The 19667-nt window shown below is 36.2% G+C and carries 21 protein-coding genes; 5 read left to right on the forward strand and 16 right to left on the reverse strand.

Annotation, left to right across the window (positions count from 1 at the left end):
• The first annotated feature begins 44 nt into the window (after window positions 1-44).
• Window positions 45-899, forward strand: a complete 855-nt coding sequence (locus ACE01N_RS08115) for a pyruvate, water dikinase regulatory protein (protein ID WP_380586896.1) — start codon at window positions 45-47, stop codon at window positions 897-899.
• Here ACE01N_RS08115 and ACE01N_RS08120 read toward each other — a convergent pair.
• Window positions 892-1317, reverse strand: coding sequence for a hypothetical protein (locus ACE01N_RS08120; protein ID WP_380586899.1), 426 nt, complete (start codon window positions 1315-1317; stop codon window positions 892-894). The genes ACE01N_RS08115 and ACE01N_RS08120 overlap by 8 nt on opposite strands.
• A gap of 145 nt (window positions 1318-1462) precedes the next feature.
• Here ACE01N_RS08120 and ACE01N_RS08125 point away from each other — a divergent pair, with 145 nt between their 5' ends.
• Window positions 1463-2221, forward strand: a complete 759-nt coding sequence (locus ACE01N_RS08125; RefSeq protein ID WP_380586902.1) for a TerB family tellurite resistance protein — start codon at window positions 1463-1465, stop codon at window positions 2219-2221.
• A 110-nt stretch (window positions 2222-2331) separates the two neighbouring features.
• The gene (locus ACE01N_RS08130; RefSeq protein WP_380586905.1) at window positions 2332-2778 is read left to right on the forward strand and encodes a DUF5606 family protein; all 447 of its coding nucleotides are present in this window, start codon (window positions 2332-2334) and stop codon (window positions 2776-2778) included.
• A gap of 111 nt (window positions 2779-2889) precedes the next feature.
• Here ACE01N_RS08130 and ACE01N_RS08135 read toward each other — a convergent pair whose 3' ends face one another.
• The 3 genes from ACE01N_RS08135 to coaD form a co-directional block, all read right to left on the reverse strand.
• Window positions 2890-3423, reverse strand: a complete 534-nt coding sequence (locus ACE01N_RS08135) for a DUF6515 family protein (protein ID WP_380586908.1) — start codon at window positions 3421-3423, stop codon at window positions 2890-2892.
• A gap of 83 nt (window positions 3424-3506) precedes the next feature.
• Window positions 3507-6149 (reverse strand): C1 family peptidase, encoded by a 2643-nt coding sequence (locus ACE01N_RS08140; protein WP_380586911.1) that lies wholly within the window; start codon window positions 6147-6149, stop codon window positions 3507-3509.
• An 11-nt stretch (window positions 6150-6160) separates the two neighbouring features.
• Window positions 6161-6634: a pantetheine-phosphate adenylyltransferase gene (coaD, locus tag ACE01N_RS08145; protein ID WP_380586915.1), complete on the reverse strand. Its 474-nt coding sequence runs from the start codon at window positions 6632-6634 to the stop codon at window positions 6161-6163.
• Window positions 6635-6830: 196 nt separating this feature from the next.
• Between coaD and ACE01N_RS08150 the strand changes: the two genes are divergently transcribed.
• Complete coding sequence (locus ACE01N_RS08150) at window positions 6831-8108, forward strand: polysaccharide deacetylase family protein (RefSeq protein ID WP_380586918.1); 1278 nt, start codon at window positions 6831-6833, stop codon at window positions 8106-8108.
• Window positions 8105-9019 carry a hypothetical protein gene (locus ACE01N_RS08155; protein WP_380586921.1) on the forward strand — a complete coding sequence of 305 codons (915 nt, stop codon included), beginning with the start codon at window positions 8105-8107 and terminating at the stop codon, window positions 9017-9019. Before ACE01N_RS08150 ends, ACE01N_RS08155 begins: the two co-directional genes overlap by 4 nt.
• 82 nt (window positions 9020-9101) lie before the next feature.
• Here the strand turns inward: ACE01N_RS08155 and ACE01N_RS08160 are convergent, their stop codons facing one another.
• From ACE01N_RS08160 to ACE01N_RS08215, 12 genes are all read right to left on the reverse strand, one after another.
• Window positions 9102-10493, reverse strand: coding sequence for a redoxin family protein (locus ACE01N_RS08160; protein ID WP_380586924.1), 1392 nt, complete (start codon window positions 10491-10493; stop codon window positions 9102-9104).
• 39 nt (window positions 10494-10532) lie between these two features.
• Window positions 10533-11414 carry a hypothetical protein gene (locus ACE01N_RS08165; protein WP_380586927.1) on the reverse strand — a complete coding sequence of 294 codons (882 nt, stop codon included), beginning with the start codon at window positions 11412-11414 and terminating at the stop codon, window positions 10533-10535.
• Window positions 11389-12234: a hypothetical protein gene (locus ACE01N_RS08170; protein WP_380586930.1), complete on the reverse strand. Its 846-nt coding sequence runs from the start codon at window positions 12232-12234 to the stop codon at window positions 11389-11391. The genes ACE01N_RS08165 and ACE01N_RS08170 overlap by 26 nt, the downstream gene beginning before the upstream one ends.
• On the reverse strand, window positions 12191-13036 hold the full coding sequence (locus ACE01N_RS08175) for a tetratricopeptide repeat protein (RefSeq protein ID WP_380586933.1): 846 nt from the start codon (window positions 13034-13036) through the stop codon (window positions 12191-12193). The genes ACE01N_RS08170 and ACE01N_RS08175 overlap by 44 nt, the downstream gene beginning before the upstream one ends.
• Entirely contained in the window at window positions 12999-13391 is a 393-nt protein-coding gene (yidD, locus tag ACE01N_RS08180; RefSeq protein WP_380586936.1) for a membrane protein insertion efficiency factor YidD, read from the reverse strand. The genes ACE01N_RS08175 and yidD overlap by 38 nt, the downstream gene beginning before the upstream one ends.
• Window positions 13388-14071 carry a hypothetical protein gene (locus tag ACE01N_RS08185; protein ID WP_380586939.1) on the reverse strand — a complete coding sequence of 228 codons (684 nt, stop codon included), beginning with the start codon at window positions 14069-14071 and terminating at the stop codon, window positions 13388-13390. Before ACE01N_RS08185 ends, yidD begins: the two co-directional genes overlap by 4 nt.
• A 45-nt stretch (window positions 14072-14116) precedes the next feature.
• Complete coding sequence (locus ACE01N_RS08190; protein ID WP_380586942.1) at window positions 14117-14581, reverse strand: hypothetical protein; 465 nt, start codon at window positions 14579-14581, stop codon at window positions 14117-14119.
• 76 nt (window positions 14582-14657) lie between these two features.
• The gene (locus ACE01N_RS08195; protein ID WP_380586947.1) at window positions 14658-15179 is read right to left on the reverse strand and encodes a hypothetical protein; all 522 of its coding nucleotides are present in this window, start codon (window positions 15177-15179) and stop codon (window positions 14658-14660) included.
• 113 nt (window positions 15180-15292) lie between these two features.
• On the reverse strand, window positions 15293-15784 hold the full coding sequence (locus ACE01N_RS08200) for a hypothetical protein (RefSeq protein ID WP_380586950.1): 492 nt from the start codon (window positions 15782-15784) through the stop codon (window positions 15293-15295).
• Window positions 15785-15900: 116 nt separating this feature from the next.
• Entirely contained in the window at window positions 15901-16332 is a 432-nt protein-coding gene (locus ACE01N_RS08205) for a hypothetical protein (protein WP_380586953.1), read from the reverse strand.
• Window positions 16333-16344: 12 nt separating this feature from the next.
• Window positions 16345-16812, reverse strand: coding sequence for a hypothetical protein (locus tag ACE01N_RS08210; RefSeq protein WP_380586956.1), 468 nt, complete (start codon window positions 16810-16812; stop codon window positions 16345-16347).
• Between the two features lie 54 nt (window positions 16813-16866).
• Window positions 16867-19665 (reverse strand): SusC/RagA family TonB-linked outer membrane protein, encoded by a 2799-nt coding sequence (locus tag ACE01N_RS08215; RefSeq protein WP_380586959.1) that lies wholly within the window; start codon window positions 19663-19665, stop codon window positions 16867-16869.
• Window positions 19666-19667: the final 2 nt, after the last annotated feature.

Raw genomic sequence — 19667 nt, forward strand, 5'->3', positions numbered from 1 at the left:
TATAAATTCAGATTTGTTTTGTAAAAATAACAATATTAATGCCTATGCCCAATAACGAAAATTTAAAACGACCCATTTTTATCGTATCCGGTGGTAGAGGAGTGGCAGGACATACCATGGTACAATCGCTTATTATACAATATCCTGACAATAAAATTCCTGTAAATATAATACCGAATGTTCAGAGCAGGGAGAAAATAGAAGAGGTAGTTAAAAAGGTGAAGAATAACAACGGACTTTTGTGTCACACAATGGTTAACGGAAACCTGAGAAAGATTCTTGTGACGGCCTGTGAAAATAACAAGGTAGATCACATTGATTTTATGGGGCCGCTGGCTGACTTTCTGGAAAATGAGTTGGGACTGAAGTCCGTGAATGTGCCAGGATTATACCGTAGAATTAATGCCCAATATTTTGATCGGATTGAAGCGATTGAGTTTGCCATGAATCATGATGACGGTTTAAATCATAACCGATTGCTGAAGTCGGAAATTGTTCTTATCGGACTATCGCGAAGCGGAAAAACGCCGTTGAGTGTTTATATGTCTATGTACGGTTGGAAGGTTGCTAATGTGCCAATCGTAATGGGAATTGAGCCACCTGAAGAGTTGTTTCAGATTGATCCCCAGCGGGTATTTGCATTAAAAATTTCGCCACAGAGTCTTATCGCACAGCGATATAAGCGATTGGCTCAAATGAATAATCTGAGTAACTCAAAATATATTGATTCCATAGCAGTGAACCAGGAAATCAGAAATTTTAATCTGATTGTTGAACGGGGAGGCTTTACAACAATTAATGTAACCAATAAGCCAATTGAAACATCGGCCAATGAAATAATAGGTATTGTGTCGGAACGGTTTGGTAGTAATTTGTCACATGATGCCCCCGTTAGTTAACTTTCTTAACGATTAAGGAACACCTGTAATCTTCTATGGAAGTTTGATTAGGAAATTCAGGATAAGGCTCAACCAATAAGAGGTTAAAAAGGAGATTGCCCACAATGACAGTATCGGGAAACAGTTTATCGCCGTAGGTGTTCAGCACAAAAGTAGTATCCATGTTATTTCCGGCATAGGAAAACTCTACCGCTGCATTTCCTTCCCACACACACTCCACATTTAACGGACATCTGGAATCGGTTATTACGCTATCAAAGGTAATTGTAAATCCTTCAGAGGTGTTGATTCTTGTTTGCTGATAGGCAAATAGAGTTGTATCGTTCAGATAAATATAATCATCTGAATAATTTACCGGATCGTGATCACAGCACGATAGTAAAGTAAGTAATGGTATGATTAATAACAATGTGCGCATGAGTCAAAATTTACATTAAAGATTGTAATATAAAATGGATGGTTGCATGACTATCTGTCTTAAAATGTCTTAATTGATAATTCCGTTGAAGTATCAATTCGTTTAAAATATGTACTTTTAACGCGCTAATTTAACAATTGAATTAATGGGAAGATTTAGCTGGATAGGAGGAGGTCTTGGTTTTATTCTTGGTGGCGGACCCATAGGTGCCGTTATTGGTGCTGCATTGGGATATGTGGTCGACGAGATGAAAACAGGAGCAAAAGCTCAGGGGTATCAGTCATATCGGGGATCAAGGCAACAAACTTATCAGCCTAATGCTACCAGAGGAGATTTTAATATTTCCTTTTTGGTATTGATAGCAGCTGTTATGAAAGCTGATGGTAAGGTTTTGCGATCAGAACTCGATTATGTTAAGGATAATTTTGTACGCATGTTTGGGCCTGAGGCAGCCAGGGAAGCTGTAAGGATGTTGGGCGATCTTATCAAACAAAATATTCCCGTTCGCGATGTGTGTCTTCAGATCACGCATAATATTGATCATCCATCCCGGTTACAGTTATTACATTTGTTATTTGGCGTTTCTGCTGCCGATGGTCATGTTGATCCGAAAGAGCTGGAGCTCCTCCAAAGAATTGCAGGGTATTTTAACATAACGGACAGCGATTTTAATTCAATTAAATCAATGTTTGTAACGGATGTTTACTGGCCGTATAAAGTTCTTGAAATAGAAAGAGATGCCACAAATGATGAAGTGAAAAAGGCATATCGTAAAATGGCGGTTAAGTTTCATCCCGATAAAGTAAATCATTTAAGTGAGGAAGTAGTTCTTCAGGCAAAAGAAAAGTTTCAGAAAGTTAACGAGGCATATGAAAAGATTAAAAAGGAGCGTGGAATGAATTAATTTTTGCCCAGGTAATAGTGTTTCACGGGCAACGTTTAATGAATTATCATTTCATTGTTTTTAATTTTATTTCTAAATGTTATTTTTGCCGAGTTTAAAAAAACAAACACATGTTAAAAGGAATATTATCAATATCAGGAAAACCCGGACTTTACAAAATGATTACGCAGGGTAAAAACAGCATTATTGTTGAATCGTTGTTGGACGGGAAACGCATTCCGGCTCATTCATTCGCCAAAGTAATATCGTTGGAAGATATTGCGATTTTTACGGAAACTGAAGAAGTTTCATTGGCGGAGGTCTTTAAGGCTATTATCGAAAAAGAGGGTGAAGGTAATCCGGCACCTGATGCAAAGAAAATCTCGGGAGATGAATTAAAGGAATACTTTGAAGAGATTTTACCAGAGTATGATCGTGACCGTGTTTATGTTTCAGATATGAAAAAAGTACTGGTATGGTTTAATCTTCTTTTAGAGAATGATCTGTTAAAAATGGACGAAGAAGAAGATAAGGAAGAGGAAACTGATAGCGAATCAGCAGAAGAGGATAAAAAATAGACTTTAAATAAAGTTCAGAAAAGGCCGGATCAGGATTGATCCGGCCTTTGTGTTATCGCATCACGCGATAAGCAATCACCACTCTGGACTAAGCCAAACAAAACTCAACATTTAAACAATCCGATAACCCCAGGGAGTCCATTCGAATAAAATATTATGGTATCTGAAATAAAAGTTTCCGTTTATTCTTACTTTAACAACACCAGCGGGTAATACTTTGATGTGTGTCGGACGCTCAACCAAAATAAATCCTCTGTTCGGAATATGTCTGTAATAACGACCTTCATTTACATAATACCTGCATCCATCAATATGAACTGCTAAAAAGTTTCTTGGGAGTTTTGCTACCAGGTGAGGAGGCCTCTGAACCGGTAAGCGTCTGTGATAAACTCTTTCGCTTCTAAACTTTACAGGTCTGTTATTAAAAACAACAGGTCCGTTTTTTTTATGATGGTTGTTGGTGTAATTATAGTCTTTATATGTATAGGTAGAGTGATGCTTTTTTTGCTCAGCTCTGTTATTCCTGTTCTCTTTCTTGTTTTCATGAGATCTGGCTCTGTTTCTTTCCTGAGCTCTTACGCCTGATAATGTAAATGCTACCATTAACATTATCGCGAGTACTCTGTAATTTGTTTTTGTTTTCATGACTACTGATTTTAAGTTAAACTTATCAGCGCGCTTGAAAACATTAAAGCAAATGGTGTGCCAAAATTAGAAATAAGGAAATTTCAATACACAAACTTATTGATATAATGGAAGTTATCAGATTTGACTTCAATAATGTAAATTCCTCTTGGCAAGTTAGGATTCTTTAAATAAAACATACCGTATTTTGTCTCATCATAGATGGTCTGATCTGTTATGGACCTGTCAATATGTTTATTGAATACAACCCTGCCATTCAGGTCGTAGATATTTAAATCTGCTCCTGTTTCAGTCATTCCTTTTAAATCAAATATCAACGTATCCAAAATGATTGACGGGTAAACATTCACAGGATAATCATCGAAGGTTGGTAGTTCGGTTTTAACCTGAATATAGGCTTCACCAGTTTCTCCACCGGCAGAGCCATCCATTTGAATCCAGTAAGTTTTACCCGGAGTCAGGTTTGACACTGTAAATATTTCAGCTGAATAATCTGAACTATGGGCATCATCATTGGCAGCCAGTAACGTATAGTCGGTCTTATTGCCACTCATAATATCCTCCCATGTTCCTGTAGAAACGGCATCATAAAGTGCAAGCTGATTGTCAAAACCAGTTGATATTATACTAGCTTTGCCTGTCATTGGGGCTTTGAACTTCAACCATATGCTGTTCTGGAGACCACCTTCTGAACACCAGTCTATCTGGTTGTTGCAATCACCTTCTTCAGGTGCCGGTTCATTTGCCTGAACGGTTGCATAGGCGTTGCTAAAGGGACCCTCCAATACATTGATAGTTAACTCATAAGCATCTGCAATATCGTCATAAGGAACTACAACACTCTGAATTTCAATACTATCCCATGTTTCGCAATTCCCCAGCATACCCTTGACTTTAATCCATAAATCAGGTGATTGGATATCAAAGGTCAATATAGCACCTGCTGTTTCAGGATAGTCTGATGTCGCAGGCCAGATATAATCATCTGCCCCGTGAGCAATGATAGTAACTGGTTTCCCGCGTGCTACAATATCGCTGCCAGTACCATTTATCATAAATATTTCCGGTTCAGACACAACTTCCAGTACCTGATATTTGGTAATTGTATCATTTCCCAACAAACTGTATGCTATCAGTTTTGCGTCGATGAATCCAACATCATTTATATGGTAGGTTAAGTCTTCATCCGTTGTATAGCTCATTAATGTATCGAATGCCACATTTTCGTTATACAAAATCCACTTGAATGAATCCACATTTCCAACGCTGGTATTTATCAGTGTAATATCATTATTAATACAGTAGTTCGGCCTTTCGGCAACAATACCAGCCACAGGTGCAGACATATTTTTAGCATAAGCTCTTACGCAAAGATCAAAATCATTGTCGGTGGTGATCCCAACATCTTCCCAGCTAATACCGTCACTACTTATCCATTCATAACCAACCGGTTCAATCCGTGGATTTGAGAAACCTGATTCAACTGTTTCAATTGGAATAGGCCAGTTATATCCCGGCGTTTCATACCTTATTTGTACATAAAAGTCTCCGGAGTCAATTTCTGATGCCATTTCAAATGAATGGTAACCAGGGAAACGGCAAATTTTGGTCGGTAGTACCTCAATGGTATCCAGTAATTCTGCACCATCCCAGTTTTTGGCAATTACTGCATCCATAATTGTTCCTCCGGTATTTACATATGAACCGATACGATTGATAACCTGTGTTTTGGGAGCATGGAATTTTACAAGTGCATAACCTATTTCACGGTTTTCTGCATCTTTTAAACCCCATGAAGTAATTGCTCCAAGCCTGTCATAAAGGTAGAGCGTATCAACTTCTTCAGTTTCTATTCTACCCGGATAAAGTGAAATTTCCTTTCCAACATATTTATCGTAGTATGACACATAAAAATAACCATTAAGTCCCCAATCTGCACCCCAGGAATTTTTAATGATCCATGCACCTTTTCCCGGAGGATTGCCTGTAGAAATATTATTGACAATCATATTGTCATCCCATCCAATTATAGTAACTCCGTGATCAATTGGCTGGACATCGTTGTAATAATATGTATGCGATGTTGAATTATAATGCGTATAGAAATTGTTGGTGCTCATGCTCGTAGCTACAGCGCCGTATTTCATAATCAGCTGTTTGATGTTTTCAATACCGGTAGCGGTGTACATTTGAGTCACATAAGCCGGATAGTCTGATTTATTTGTAATCGATTTGCACCCTTCCACATTCATATTGGAATACGGATCAGCTGATTCATAAACCGGACCGGATAAACGTGTCAGATAGGCCGAGGCTATAAAGGCATTCCCTCCGTCAAACGGAGACCATTCAAAACCGTGACAATTGGCAAAATTTCGAACAGATAGTGCTACTTCAGGTAAACCGAGTTTTAACCAATAGGATTCCAGAGAGGCTGACGCTGCAAATGCCCAGCAGGTACCATAAATTCCCTGATCTTTGACAGAGGATATATAATTAGTGCCATTAACATCTCTAAGATCAAATGCTTCAGGTAACATCTCAGCACTTTTCAGTTCTAGATCTGAATAGTGAACATTGAAAGGAGAGGGGCGATATGCCTTGTACAGTTCAGGATGTTCCAGATAATTCTGGTAGTCACTACTAATAGGTGCCTTACTGTCATTCTGCGCCTGAACAGAAAATAAAATCAACCAAAGAAGCACTGCAACACTAATCCTTCCCATCCGTCTCTGTTTTAAATAAAATCCTTAATGTTAATTTTTTCAGGCAGAAACATAGATGCATCTCCGCCATGTCTTAAAATATCCCTGACTATAGTTGAATTTACAGGTGTTTGCTCTGGTGTTGTTAGTAAAAAAACAGATTCAATACCGGTCATTTTTTTGTTGACCTGTGCTATGGCACGTTCGTATTCAAAATCTGCGGAGGTTCTTATTCCTCTCAGAATAAACTGAGCACCGGCATCCCGTGCGAACTCTACTGTAAGTCCGTCGTAACCACGAACTGTAATTGTGGGCTCATCTTCGAAAACCTTTTCTATCATAGCCATACGGGTACTTAACGAAAAGTAGGTACTTTTATTGGAATTGTAACCAACGGCTACAATGATTTCATCGAAAAGTACAAGACCTCTTCTTACTATGGCTTCGTGTCCAACGGTTATCGGATCAAAGCTTCCCGGAAATATAGCTACTTTTTTATCACTCATTATTTTATAATCTTATGACTGACAAACAAAGATAAAAAAAACCATTAATTAATACACATTTAATATATAATAACATCTTTGTAACACTGAATGTAATTCGCAAAATAAGGAACAAAATCAACTAAACTACCCGATTCTTTCAAATAAACATAACGTTTTTATGAATAAATCAAGAGGTTATCATTATTTTTGATTTATGTTCCTGTATGCAGAACACATAACCAGCCGACATAGTTTTGTTGCACGATTATTTAGCGACAGATTAGGTATTCCGTTCAAATGGGTGGATGATCCTGAATATCTCAATTCTGAAGCGTCAGTAATTGCATATGTCTCGAAACCAATAAAAAACAAACCTGTTATTTTTAATTCTGGCTTTCTGGAGGAGGATATCCTAAGGGATGAATTGCCTGAATTTAAGGATGGTATGTTTTCTGCCAGGGGTGAATTCATGCTTGAATCAGATGTATTCAGTGCAGTGTTTTACGTTGTTTCAAGGTATGAGGAATATTACAATACGGATCCTGATACGCATGGTCGTTTTAAACCTGAAAATAGTATCCTGTATAAACTGGGACTCATTGACAGGCCGGTTGTGGATGAGTGGATTTTTTCCTTTGGGAGAATACTCTCTGAAAAATTTGGTTTGGAAATAAATCCTCCATCATACCGGTTTCAGCCTACATTTGATGTGGATGTGGCATTTGCATACCTTGGAAGACCCTTCTGGCTAACTCTGGCAGGTTACGCGAGAGATTTAACTAAGCGAAATTTCAATTCGTTCAGAGAACGTTTCCGGGTTAATACCGGTTTAGAAAAGGATCCTTATGATACATATGCAGAAATTAAAAAGGTAAGTAATGATGCTGCCGTGAAACCGGTTTTTTTCTTTCAGCTTGGAGTAAGGAATACCTATGATAAAAACCTGTATCCTCTTCTGCCACTAATGAAGAATCTTATATCCGATACAGATGAATGGGCTGAGGTTGGGTTGCATCCCTCGTATCATTCAAATTCAGATCCGGAAAGTCTCACATATGAATTTGAGCTGTTCGAAAAGATTCTAAAACGAAAACCTGTTGCTACACGTCAACATTATCTGAAGTTGACTTTTCCGGATACTTTTCAAAAACTTGCTGAAAAAGGAATTGAACAGGAGTATTCCATTGGTTACGCTCATGCTACTGGATTCAGGGCAGGAACCTGTCATCCTTTCCCGTTTTTTGATCTGACTTCGAATACTGAAACCGGACTGATCTTAAAGCCATTCATGGTGATGGACGGTACATTAAAGGATCATATGAAACTTGATGTGGAAGCTGCAAAGTTGCATGTGAATAATCTTGTTGAAGTTGTCAAAAAAAATCATGGGGAGTTTATTTTTATCTGGCATAATTCTTCGCTTGAAGGCCCCGGAGACTGGCACAACTGGAAAGAGGTTCTTAAACACATATTTAAAGTAGCTGCCTTATGATCCGTTTTTTGTCAGGAAAAGAAATAGACATAAAGAAATGGGATAATGCCATTTCCGGGTCATGGCATGAAACCGCTTATGGATATTGCTGGTATCTGGATATTGTTACACCTGGATGGTGTGGCTTGGTACTTGATGATTATAAGGCGGTTATGCCACTTGTTACATCAAAAAAGGCAGGTTTGAGCTATGTGCTGAATGTACCATTCATGCAATATACCACCATTTATGGTTTGAAGCCTGATAATGTTTTGTTTCGTGAATTTATGAAAGCCATTCCTGCAAAGTTCAGGTATCTTGATTTTAAAATTTATTTGCCTTTTGAACCTGTATTGAAAAACGCAGAAATTTATTCTCATACAAATGTGATTCTTGATCTGTCGCAAAGTAAAGCGGGACTGTTTTCCTGTTTTAATACAAACACCAAACGAAATATTAAAAAAGCAGAAAAGCAGAATGTCAGAGTTGAGACGTCAGATAACCCTGAACCTATAATAGATACTTACACCCGGTTTAAGCAAAGAAAATACAATTCCCGCTTTGATGATAATATTGCAGTGAACATTAGAAACGTAATTCAATCCGGCATTCGTACCGGATCGGGGGAGCTTCTTTATGCGTATGATTCCGGGAATAATTGTTTGGGTGGAACATATTTTCAGAAATCGGCGTCACGTATAATATACTTGTTTTCAGCAGCTGAAGACGAAGCCAAATCCACCGGTGCAATGGCATATATCGTGAAGAAGCAAATTGATAACTATGCAGGAACTAAAATGATTTTGGATTTTGAAGGTTCTGATATCCCTGGAATAGCACGTTTTTATAAAGGCTTTGGCTCAACAGATGAAAAATATTTTCATATAAAAATTAACAGGCTGCCTAAACTGATTAAATGGATAAAACGCTAACGTCAGCTTAAAAATTAAATGTGATTATAAAAAACGCCACAGTAAGTTCACCGCGGCGTTTTTCTTATATGATTTTGCAATACTACATATTTGCATATTTAAGAAGCGTTTCTTTTGTTGTTGGATCCGAAGGTCTGGTAGCATTGATGTCAATAATGTTCCCATTTTTATCAATCATTATAAACCTTGGAATTCCCCTGATTAGATAATTCTTAACAATATCTGATTCCCATGCTTTATCAGCAAAGATTTGATATCCCTGCAGGTTTTCATCTTTTACCATTTTTTCCCATGCGTCTTTATCATCATCTATCGAAATACTCACAAATGCAATATCTTTATTATGAAGTTCTGATTCCAGAGTTTTTAGGAAGGGAATCTCATATTTACACGGACCACACCATGTTGCCCATACATCCACAAATACTACTTTCCCTTTAAGCTGATCCAAGGATAGCGTATTTCCATCTATGTCGGGATAAGCAAAACCGGGTGCGGGTTTACCAGCTTTTAAAGCACTCATTTTCTCTATTTGCTTTCTGAACTGGTCAATGTCTTTATCATTAGATAGTACATCTAAATACCGTTTTTCAGCTATGGCTTTCTGACTGTCAGTCATTCTTGCATACATGCTGAAAACATTTTTGGCCAGATCATTTTTAATTTCAGGAGCAGCATCCAGAGCAGCTATAGCATCGATTGTTTTGTTAAGATATTCATCTGATTCTTCGTCAGCTTTGTAATCGCCTAAAGCATTGTCAATTTTCATTTGGTATTCATTTAAAACAAAGCCTTTGTAATTTGGAAGGTATTTATAATATGTCATATTATTCAGTGGGATGTCTTCTCCAACCAATGCAAAAGATTCCGGAACCGCAGCTGTATCCTCAGGTGCAAAACGCGTATGATAAACGGGGAAATATTTGTATTTCTGAACCACGTTAATATTCGCATACATTTTTAACATATCTGTAAAATCCTGCGGAAGCTTATATGCAGTTTTAAAGCTGTCAATCAATGCGAAGTTCTTATTGAGCTGATTTTGAAGATAATTGTCAAATTTTTTAGCAGGATATGCCAATAATTGCTGTATTGAAACCTGGTCTGAATTATCAATTACCTTTAGAGTCAACTCTGTTTCAGGACTACCTTGAACAGTAACCAGATCAAATTTTCTTGCTTTCAGATCGTTTAAATCGAAATTAATTGTAATCTTATCACCGGGTTTTGCATAGACCAAAATTCCATAACGGTCAACGATTAGGTTGAGAAACTGTCCATTGTCTATTTTTACAACATCGCTGAAATTTCCATTTGATAATTGCAGCGTATCAATATCGCCGGTCACATTACTTCTGATATATACAGTGGCATCGCCTGCATTTGAAATATTACCCATAATTTCAGCTGTATCAGAAGGTTTACATCCAGTAACCAAAGCTGTTAATGCCAGAATGAAAAAAATCTGTTTCATAATCATAATCAATATTATATTTATTTAAATTTTACACAATTATATACTTGTTAATAGTCTTTTGAAGTGTGATTTTTGCTGTTCGGAGTAAAAATCTGACTGCAATAAGTCGTCCAGAAATGCCTGACGGCTGCGGTTCAACTCGTTTGTATCACCTTTTGCTTTTAAAATTCTTAAGCAGAACCATTTATAAATGTAGTTGTTTGGGTAATATGCGACAAGTTCCCTAGCATTTTTTAACGCTTGGTCGAAATTCTTTTCTCCTTCAAAATAAATGCGGACCAAAAAATACAAAGCTTCAGTTCTTACAAAAACGGATGGTGAATTTTTTAGATTCTCGAGCATTATAATACCCGACCTTTTATTTGATTCAGGCCAGTCGTTCAGGATATACCTTGCTGCAAAAGCATTTTCTCTGGCATATGTAATGTAGTAGTTAAATAAGCCCCAGTAAAGCATGTTGAAATCATCAGTTGGTTCCGGATCATACTGGTTAAAAAACTGCCTGATATCATCAAAAAGCAAAAGGGGGGCAATATAATTTGATTTTGAAATATTTACTCTTAGTTTCAACAGGTTTACCGAAACTTCATACACACGTTTCAAAGAGTCATCATTTCCAGGTGTGGGTTTGTAACGAAGGTAATTGGTACAGGTCTTAATATTGAATTCTTCTTCGTTTCCACTCAGGTACTCCCAGTAATATGAATAGGCATAGGGCAGAACCTTGTATTCATCATCCGTATGTATGGTATACGTAAGTTCACGGGCTTCTTTGAATCTGAAGTTGTAAATGAGGCTGACTATGGAGTCCAGTTGGTCAAGTTTAAATTGCCCAGCCTGCATTTCTGATACGAACAGTTGTGATGTTATTATTATGACCAGAAAGAGGTATTTATTGATGCGCTTTACCAATTTCAAGAATATGATTAAATACGTCGTTTTTTACTTCCATCAGTTTATGTTCTGCCATATGTTTGGCTTTTTCGGCTCCTCCCATATAGTATCGCTGAAACCAGGGGCCGAACAAAAACAGTCCATCGAATCCTGAGTAAATGATTCCCACCTGTACCATTCCGTACATTAATGCACTTAACAATACAAATGAATTAATACCATCCTTTATATTACCGGTGTGAATCTGTCCTAATCCTGGTAATAAATAGCTCATGGTTTCAACTTTCCCCGGGCGATGTCTTTTTTGCATTTTTTTAAGGTATGCAAATTCTGCATCCAGTTGATTCATGTCTTCGGGTGTTAAGTTTTTTGCAAAACTGGCTTTGGCATTTTCAAAATCATCCATCCCATAATATACAACACCCAGGTAAAACCAAAATGTTTCTGTCTGAACATTATCATAAAGTGAATCTACATTCACCAGCTCATAATATGCATTAGAAAACCGTTTTCTTAAAATATTTGAATATGTTTTTCGTAAAAGAATCTCGGTCTTTATGCTGTCATTGTTTTGTGCAAAGTAAGCTTTGTCCAGAAATATGTCTGAAAGGCCGTATGAACCTGTTTTAAAATAACATTCACCAATACTTCTGTAACTTTCAGCAGTATAGGTTGTACCAAGAAAAATTGCACGGTTAAATTCCCTGGCTGCATCACTGAAATTTCCTTTTTCAAATTGCTGTCTGGCAAAACTGTATGCCTGATCACCTACCTGAGCATAGGTTGAAAAGGTAAGCAGACTAAAAATCAGATATATATAACTTCGTTTTATTAACAATTTCATCTTCTTTTGAAAGGTTGTACTTTCTTACTGTGTTATAGCCACCATATACATTTCCCGAATAATATCCTATGGCCATGGCTCCTAAAAACCAGGGGTAAGGATTTTTTATGCCGTATTTATCGTATGCCCTGTAGGCCAGAAATCCTGATATTGAGGTCATAAAAAAACCGACAAGCCCATCCTGCCATGCCCCGGCATACACTTTACCGGTTCCCGGTATGATAGCAGAAAATACCGCTCCCAGTGCCGGATGTTTGAGTTTCAGGTTTTTGCTTTCATCCACAAGATTTAATAGTGGAGAAATATTAGGTTCATTTCCATTCAATAATTCAGCTGCATCCCAGGCTTCCTGCCAGTCTTTTTCAACCAATCGGGTAGAAACGATATATTTTGATTTATAAGAAAGACAGCAGTTCTTTTCAATGAATGACATGCATTCATCATAATCCCCATCTTTAATTAATAAACTGGCATACAGGGTGCCGTAGTTGTCCGGCATCAGTTTGAGATCATAATCTTTTGAATAGTTCCTGTAGGCAATCAGAGCTTTGTCTTTTTGGTTCAGTATAGAATAAGTTTTAAACAACATAAAATTGCTGACCGAATCCTTAGGCTGAAAATATACGGCACGTTCAAATTCCTGTGCCGCCAGATTATATTGATTGGTATTGAATAGATACTGACCGAATTTGAGCGAATGCTCAAAGTCGTATGCTGTCTGGGACAATACATTTAGGGAAAAAAACAGCAAAAAAAGCAGGAGACTATTCTTTAACCGGATCATAAAACTGTCCTGATTCATGAATTTTATAATATTTAGGTGATGCAAACGGATGACATCGGGTAAGACGATCGTAAATTTTAAATACAGATTTAGGAAATGGTTCCTGACGCAGGCATTCAACGGCATAAACTGAACAACTGGGATAAAACACACAGGATTGCATATCCTGTGAAGAAAAGAATGTTTTGTACCCTACAAATAAAACAGCAGCTGTGAATTCCAGCTCATTGGAACTGTTTTTGATATAGCCATTGTAAGACGTATGTTCCGAAACCTCAAAAAGATCTTTTAAATCCTGTTTTTCATTGTTTTGAGCCGAAATGTCAATACAGATGCCTATGAAGCCTAATATGATAAAGTATTTAAGTTTCACAGATCAGGAATTTTAAAATTATACAGTGATTCGTTGCTACTCTCATTCAGTTTGATGTTTGCCAGGTTTGTTATCTGCATGTATTGGGATGAGTCGTTGTAATAGGTTACACTTAAAATTTCACTGGGAATTTCTGTCCCATCAATGCTTTCATACTTTTTAAATATCTGGCGACTTAATATTTTCATATCCTTATCGTAGATAACTACAGAATACAGGCGTTTGTCCTTATTGGCAACAAGAATTTTTCCTACGTATTTACCAATAATACCGCTAGGCAACCATGATGTAACAACAATACCTTTCTTTTTCTCAACGTTGTTTATCTGAAATCCGGCACTTTCTAATCCGTAATTAGCAAACGTACTACTCAGCAAATAACTGAACATTGTATGTTCGGGCGGGATGATGTTTTTTCTGGTTTCCGTTAACGTGTCACCATGATAAACGTACAAAAGCGTATCTTTAATAACATATGTTTCCCGTTTAGGAAATGTATTTTTGAATACAAGTGTCTTTATATTTTTATCAAAAAATACTTCTCCCTTAGTGACCCGGAATAAACTGTCCAGACCTTTCGATTTAAACAAAAAATCTGAATGAATACGGTAAGCTTCCTGAGAAAAGCCTGCAACTGAGAGAATAAGTGAACAAAAAAATACTAAAAAAAAACGTTTCATAAAGTATGTAAAAAAGCCCGGATTTGCACCGGGCTGTTCTGTATTTTAATAAGTGAAAAGTAATCCACCCCCGTAAAGCAATGTTGAGATTATACAACCCCACAGCGCTTTTCTGGTTTCATCTTTATCTCTGTCTGTCATGAAGTAGACTATTAACAAACCTACCCAGCTTAACAAACATCCCCACAGGAATGACGGAATACCAAGTGGAGGGCCTACTTCGCCATCAGCCGATAAAGGTAAAGACGAGGATGAACTGACAAGTTCAAGGTTTGCAACATCCTGAGAAGCAAGCTCTTCATATGTTACATCGCTTTGAGAAATCAGGCTGGTTACATCTTCAATCTCTGAAAAAGCAGCATAAATGGCATCTTCACTAAAGTTTAAAACTTCCTGAGCTTCGTTTGAAAGGTCAGAACTACTAAATGATAGTGCTCCTGCAAACGTCTGGGCATTAAACAATACGAGTGCCATCAGTACAGAAGCAACTTTTAGAAAAAACTTTTTCATAATAGCTAATTTAAGTGAGTTATATTGTCATAGAAGCGACATATACAAATATAGCTTTTACCTTTAATTATTCAAATTAATAGTATTGTAAATTGCTTGATGTTGAACCTGACGTTGCGGCTACTACAAATACTGCGTAAACTAATACGTATACTACTGTTGGCACAACATAGCCAACAACGCATCCGTTTAATGCCTTTTTTAATTCCACTTTGTTTTCGTCAGTAAAAATATAAACTACAATAATTCCTACTACGCCGAAAACGCAACCCCAAAGAAATGAGGGTATGCCTAAAGGAGGCTCGGTTGCGTCTACATCATCTTCAGGCAACGGAAGAGAGGCCTCCATAGAAATATTTTTAAGAAGTAAAGAATTATGAGCAGTTTCAGCGAGTGCGCCCTGAGAATTTATTTGGTTTGCTAAATCGTTGATTTCATCAAACTGACTGTAAATCAGATCTTCATCAAAATTGATTATCTCATCAAAATTATCTGTTGAGCCGGACGAGATACTGATCATATTACTTCCCAGAACCTGAATATTTATTAACAGGAAAGCTAAAATTATCGAAATGAATTTAAACAGAATTTTCTGCATAACAGGTAACAAATAATTATATTATACAAATGTAATTTTTGAACGAGTATATTACAAGTAATGGACATAAAAAAAGCCAGTCAATGACTGGCTTTTAAAGGATATGAAATTTTTTAATATGTTGATGCTGAAGCAGCAGCTCCAACGCCCCAAACTATAACATAGAATAAAGTATATGCTACAGCACCTGCAACACAACCCCATACTGCTTTTTTGGTTTCATCTTTGTTTTCTTCGGTCATGAAGTAAACAATCAAAATACCTACCCAACTCAATATACAACCCCAAAGGAATGAAGGTATACCAAGAGGAGGCCCTGTTGTTCCGTCTTCATCAGCACTTAAAGGGAGGGACGCATTCATACTTACGTTTTCCAGCATAGAATTATCTGTAATCTCGTCTGCAGAGACATCGTTTGATAAAAGCATGTCTGATAACGCATCAATTTCCTGAAATTCACTGTAAATAGCATCTTCGTTAAAGTTTACCAATTCCTGGGCTTCATCACTAAAATCTGATCCAGTAAAAGGAGATGCGAAAGTCTGCAGATTTAGCAAGATTAGTGCTAAAAATACAGCTAAGAATTTTTGAAAAAATTTAGCCATGGTTATAATATTTGGGTTAATAATACGAATAGCAAATATAACAGAACAATTCTATATAGTCAAGAAAAAAGCCATCCAGATTTAATCTGAATGGCTTTCTTTTTTAAAAATATCTATTACTGATTGACTGCGCCAACAATATAAATGGCATACATGGCACCAGCTAATGCATAGGTTACAACGCAACCTGTAAATGCTTTTCTAGCTTCGCCGTTATCTTCTGTAATCACTTTAACCAGAATGATTCCGGTCACTCCGCCAATGCACCCCCATAAAAAAGATGGTATTCCAAATGCATCGTCAGGGGTATAATTTTCACTTTTGTTTGGAACCGGCAGGATAGCAGCTAAATCATTAAGGTTGTTGTCGTTGGATGATGTTTCAAAATTTTCAAATTCTGCATAAATTTCATTTTCATTAAAATCAAAAAAATCACTGATTTCGGAATCTGTTTGGTAAGAACTGAATAAGTTCGCAGCCTGAATTTGGGCATCTAACAAAACAAGGGCAACAGCCAGTGCGGTAATTTTTAAAAGGTTTTTTTTCATAACTAATAAATATTAAAAGTAGTTTATATTGTTTTCGGTTGAAATAAAGATAAATACAAGAGCAACTGTATTGAAAAAGCAACCTGCAAACGCATTATTTGTTTGTTTTACATCACGATTGGTCGCAGCATAAATAAACATCACACCAGGTACACCGAAAGCACAACCCCAGATAATAGAAGGGAGTCCCAGAGATGTTTTATAATTAATATCTGTTTGCTGTTGGTTTAATGATACTTGTACCTGATCTGATAATATACTGGCAGGGATTTCGTATGAGTTAATACTGCGATTGCTCAACTGTGAAACGAACAAATCTATATCTGAAAACTCATTATAAACGGTTTTTTCATCAAAGTTGATAATGTCATTTAATTCTGACGACGCATTATCTGTTTTGCAAATTTCCGAAGAAAGGGCAAAATTTGAAATGAAGATAAAGCATATTAGAATCCAAACAGGTATATTCAAACTTTTCATTCAACAAGTAATTTAAATCAAAAATAACAAAATATATTAAAGAACAACTAAAACTCAGATTCCAATATTAACACCAAAAACTATTTCTTTAATAGGTGCTGCATAATTAGAATCAAAACCGTAATTATACCAGTCCACATTCAGGTTGATGTCAGGATCAGCTCCTTTGTAATTGGTCCACGTAATCAGGTTTTTACCTGTAACATAAAATGACAGGCTTTTCAGATGCAGTTTTCCACAGATATGTTCAGGAGCACTATATTTAAGTGTTAAAGCTTTTAAACGTAAAAAAGAACCATCTTCTACAAAACGGGTAGATTCCAACCAATTATATTTTTTAAAATACAACGCTCTTGGAACGTTGGTGATATCGTCAGATTTTCTCCACATGTTTAAGATTTCCTGAGATTGATTGGTATAATCATACATTCCGGTCAACTCCCTTCGTGTGAGATTTACAATATCATTTCCATATCGAAAGTTAAAAAAAGTACCAAGCCAAAGTCCTTTATAGGTCAATGCAGTACCAAAAGTTCCTGAAACAAGCGGTCTGCTGTCTCCAATAACCGTTATGTCTTTATCATCAATAATACCATCAAAGTTTTGATCCTGATAGCGTGCATCACCAGGTTCAAAAACCTGATTAAAATAATAAGAGTAAAACATGGGTATTATATTTCCTTCAATGTCATAAATTGGATCTCCATTCTCATCCAAAGCCGGTTGAACAAATTTTTCCAGTTGAGTTGAATAGATTCCTTCAGAGGCTACTCCTAAATAGTTGTATCCATAAATTATTCCATAAGGATCATTAATATGAAATTCTTTTTCGTAAGAACCTGTTCTGTTTAAAGCATTTGGATAGTTAATATCCGTAATGATTTTTTCAGAATTAAATAAAGACACATTCACATCGAATTTAAGATTGGCGGTATTTACAAGGTTTAATGATGAATTTACCTCCCATCCTTTAACAGCAGAGTTTTGTGTAACCAAATAAGGTAAATCCATGTCGTAAATTTTTATCCCGTCCGCAATTATTTCATTAACTAATGCATAATAAAAGTAATCGGCATTAATTTTTAATCGATTGTTTAAAACTGAAAGATAAAGATCGAAATTGAATGTGTTTAGTTGCTCATTCTCTGAATATATGCTACGAACAAGATGCTTGTGTACTATTTGAGAGTTGATTGTTTTAAAAGGATCTTCAATATACTTGTTGTAATCTGACACAGGTGTATTGGTATTCGCATAATAAACTGAAAGATTTAAAGCATTAAAAAATTTAAGATTTGAAAGTATATTTTCTTCGTTAATATTCCATGCTGCCCGAAAAGCATAGTTAATTGACCAATCCAGGTATTCATTTTCAAATGAGTTATTTATAAGGTTGACGTTTGTTTGAAATTCATATTTATTGAAGGCAGTGTATTTTGCATGTAATGAATTATTTAAGGTTGAATTCTCCCAGTTTTGGGACGTAAATCTGCGGATGTTTGAAATATCGTTTTCTCTTAATAAACTAACGGTATAATCTCTTTTAAAATTTGAATAATCGACTCCTGCAACTACCTGTAAACTGTGATTTTGAGATAAGATTGGATGATATTTTAATTTGTTTAAGGAAGTTAAATAAATATCATTATAGTTGGAATCATACTTTGTTGAACCATTAATTCCTTCAAAAGTGTTCAGATCGGATAAAAATTGATACCCTTTTTTTACATGATTTGAGAGTGCTGCTCTAGAGTTGAAAAACAGCTTGTCTGAAATATTTAATTGAAGATTAATGAATGTATTTAAGTAACTCTTATTAAGATTGTTTTTTGCGAGTGTGGCTATAGCTACAGGATTAATAAATTGAGAACCTTGCAGTGGTATAGGTGGCAAAAAGAAATTTTCTGTCATTTCTCCCTCTTCAGTATATTCATAAATGGACATGTTAGGCAGCATCTTTAAAGCTAGTTCTCTAATATCCATTACATTATCCGATTTATAGTAGTCATTATTTGAACGGTTTATGTAATCAACTCCTCCGGAAATAAATAGAAGGTTTCTTACCTTATAATCTAAAAATAACCTGAAATTGTAATCTGTATTTCCTGTATTGATGATGGTTCCTGTTCCCTTGTTAAACATAGTGCTAAGACGGTATCCTAATCCATTCAGCCTGCCGTTAATTGCCAATGTATGTTCCTGCTGAAATCCGGTTTGAGTAATTTCATTAAACCAGTTAGTATTACTTAAATAGTTTGGATTAATCATTAAATTCTCCATGAAATAGTCGAAGTAATGATCCGGGACTCCGCTGATTAATTCATCTTTGATAAATGTATTCCAGTGGGCTTCATTTAAATAATTTATATATTGATTATTATCTAACATCTCGTATCCTGGCTTTTCCCAACTCATATGTGTTTTTAAACTGTAGTTGATTTTGAATTTTGTGTCAGTTGCTGTTTTTGTTGTGATATAAATCGCACCGTTTTTTGCAGCTGAACCGTAGCTCATTAATTCGGTAGGATCAGTTAATATTGTAACAGATTCAATTTCTTCTTCTGAAATTCCAAGAATATTGGCTATGTCACTGAGATCTGCGGTGGCATAATTTATAATATCCGAACTAAAGGTATAATATGGCATTCCATCCAGAATGATTAGCGGTTGCCCAAACAGGTTCAGTTTGGTGGTTCCGGTGACCTTTGATGATAGTCCCATACCATATTGCCCAGCCTTCAGTACATTATTCCCTAGGATAGAATCAGGAGAAGCACCTGTAACAGGAAAGAGGTTCAATACAGTAATGAATATGGTCAGAATCAAACAGAATTTTATAGTTTCTTTTTTCATAG

This window comes from Quyinboa ferrireducens, assembly GCF_042436675.1.
Lineage (GTDB): Bacteria > Bacteroidota > Bacteroidia > Bacteroidales > UBA5342 > JBHJHP01.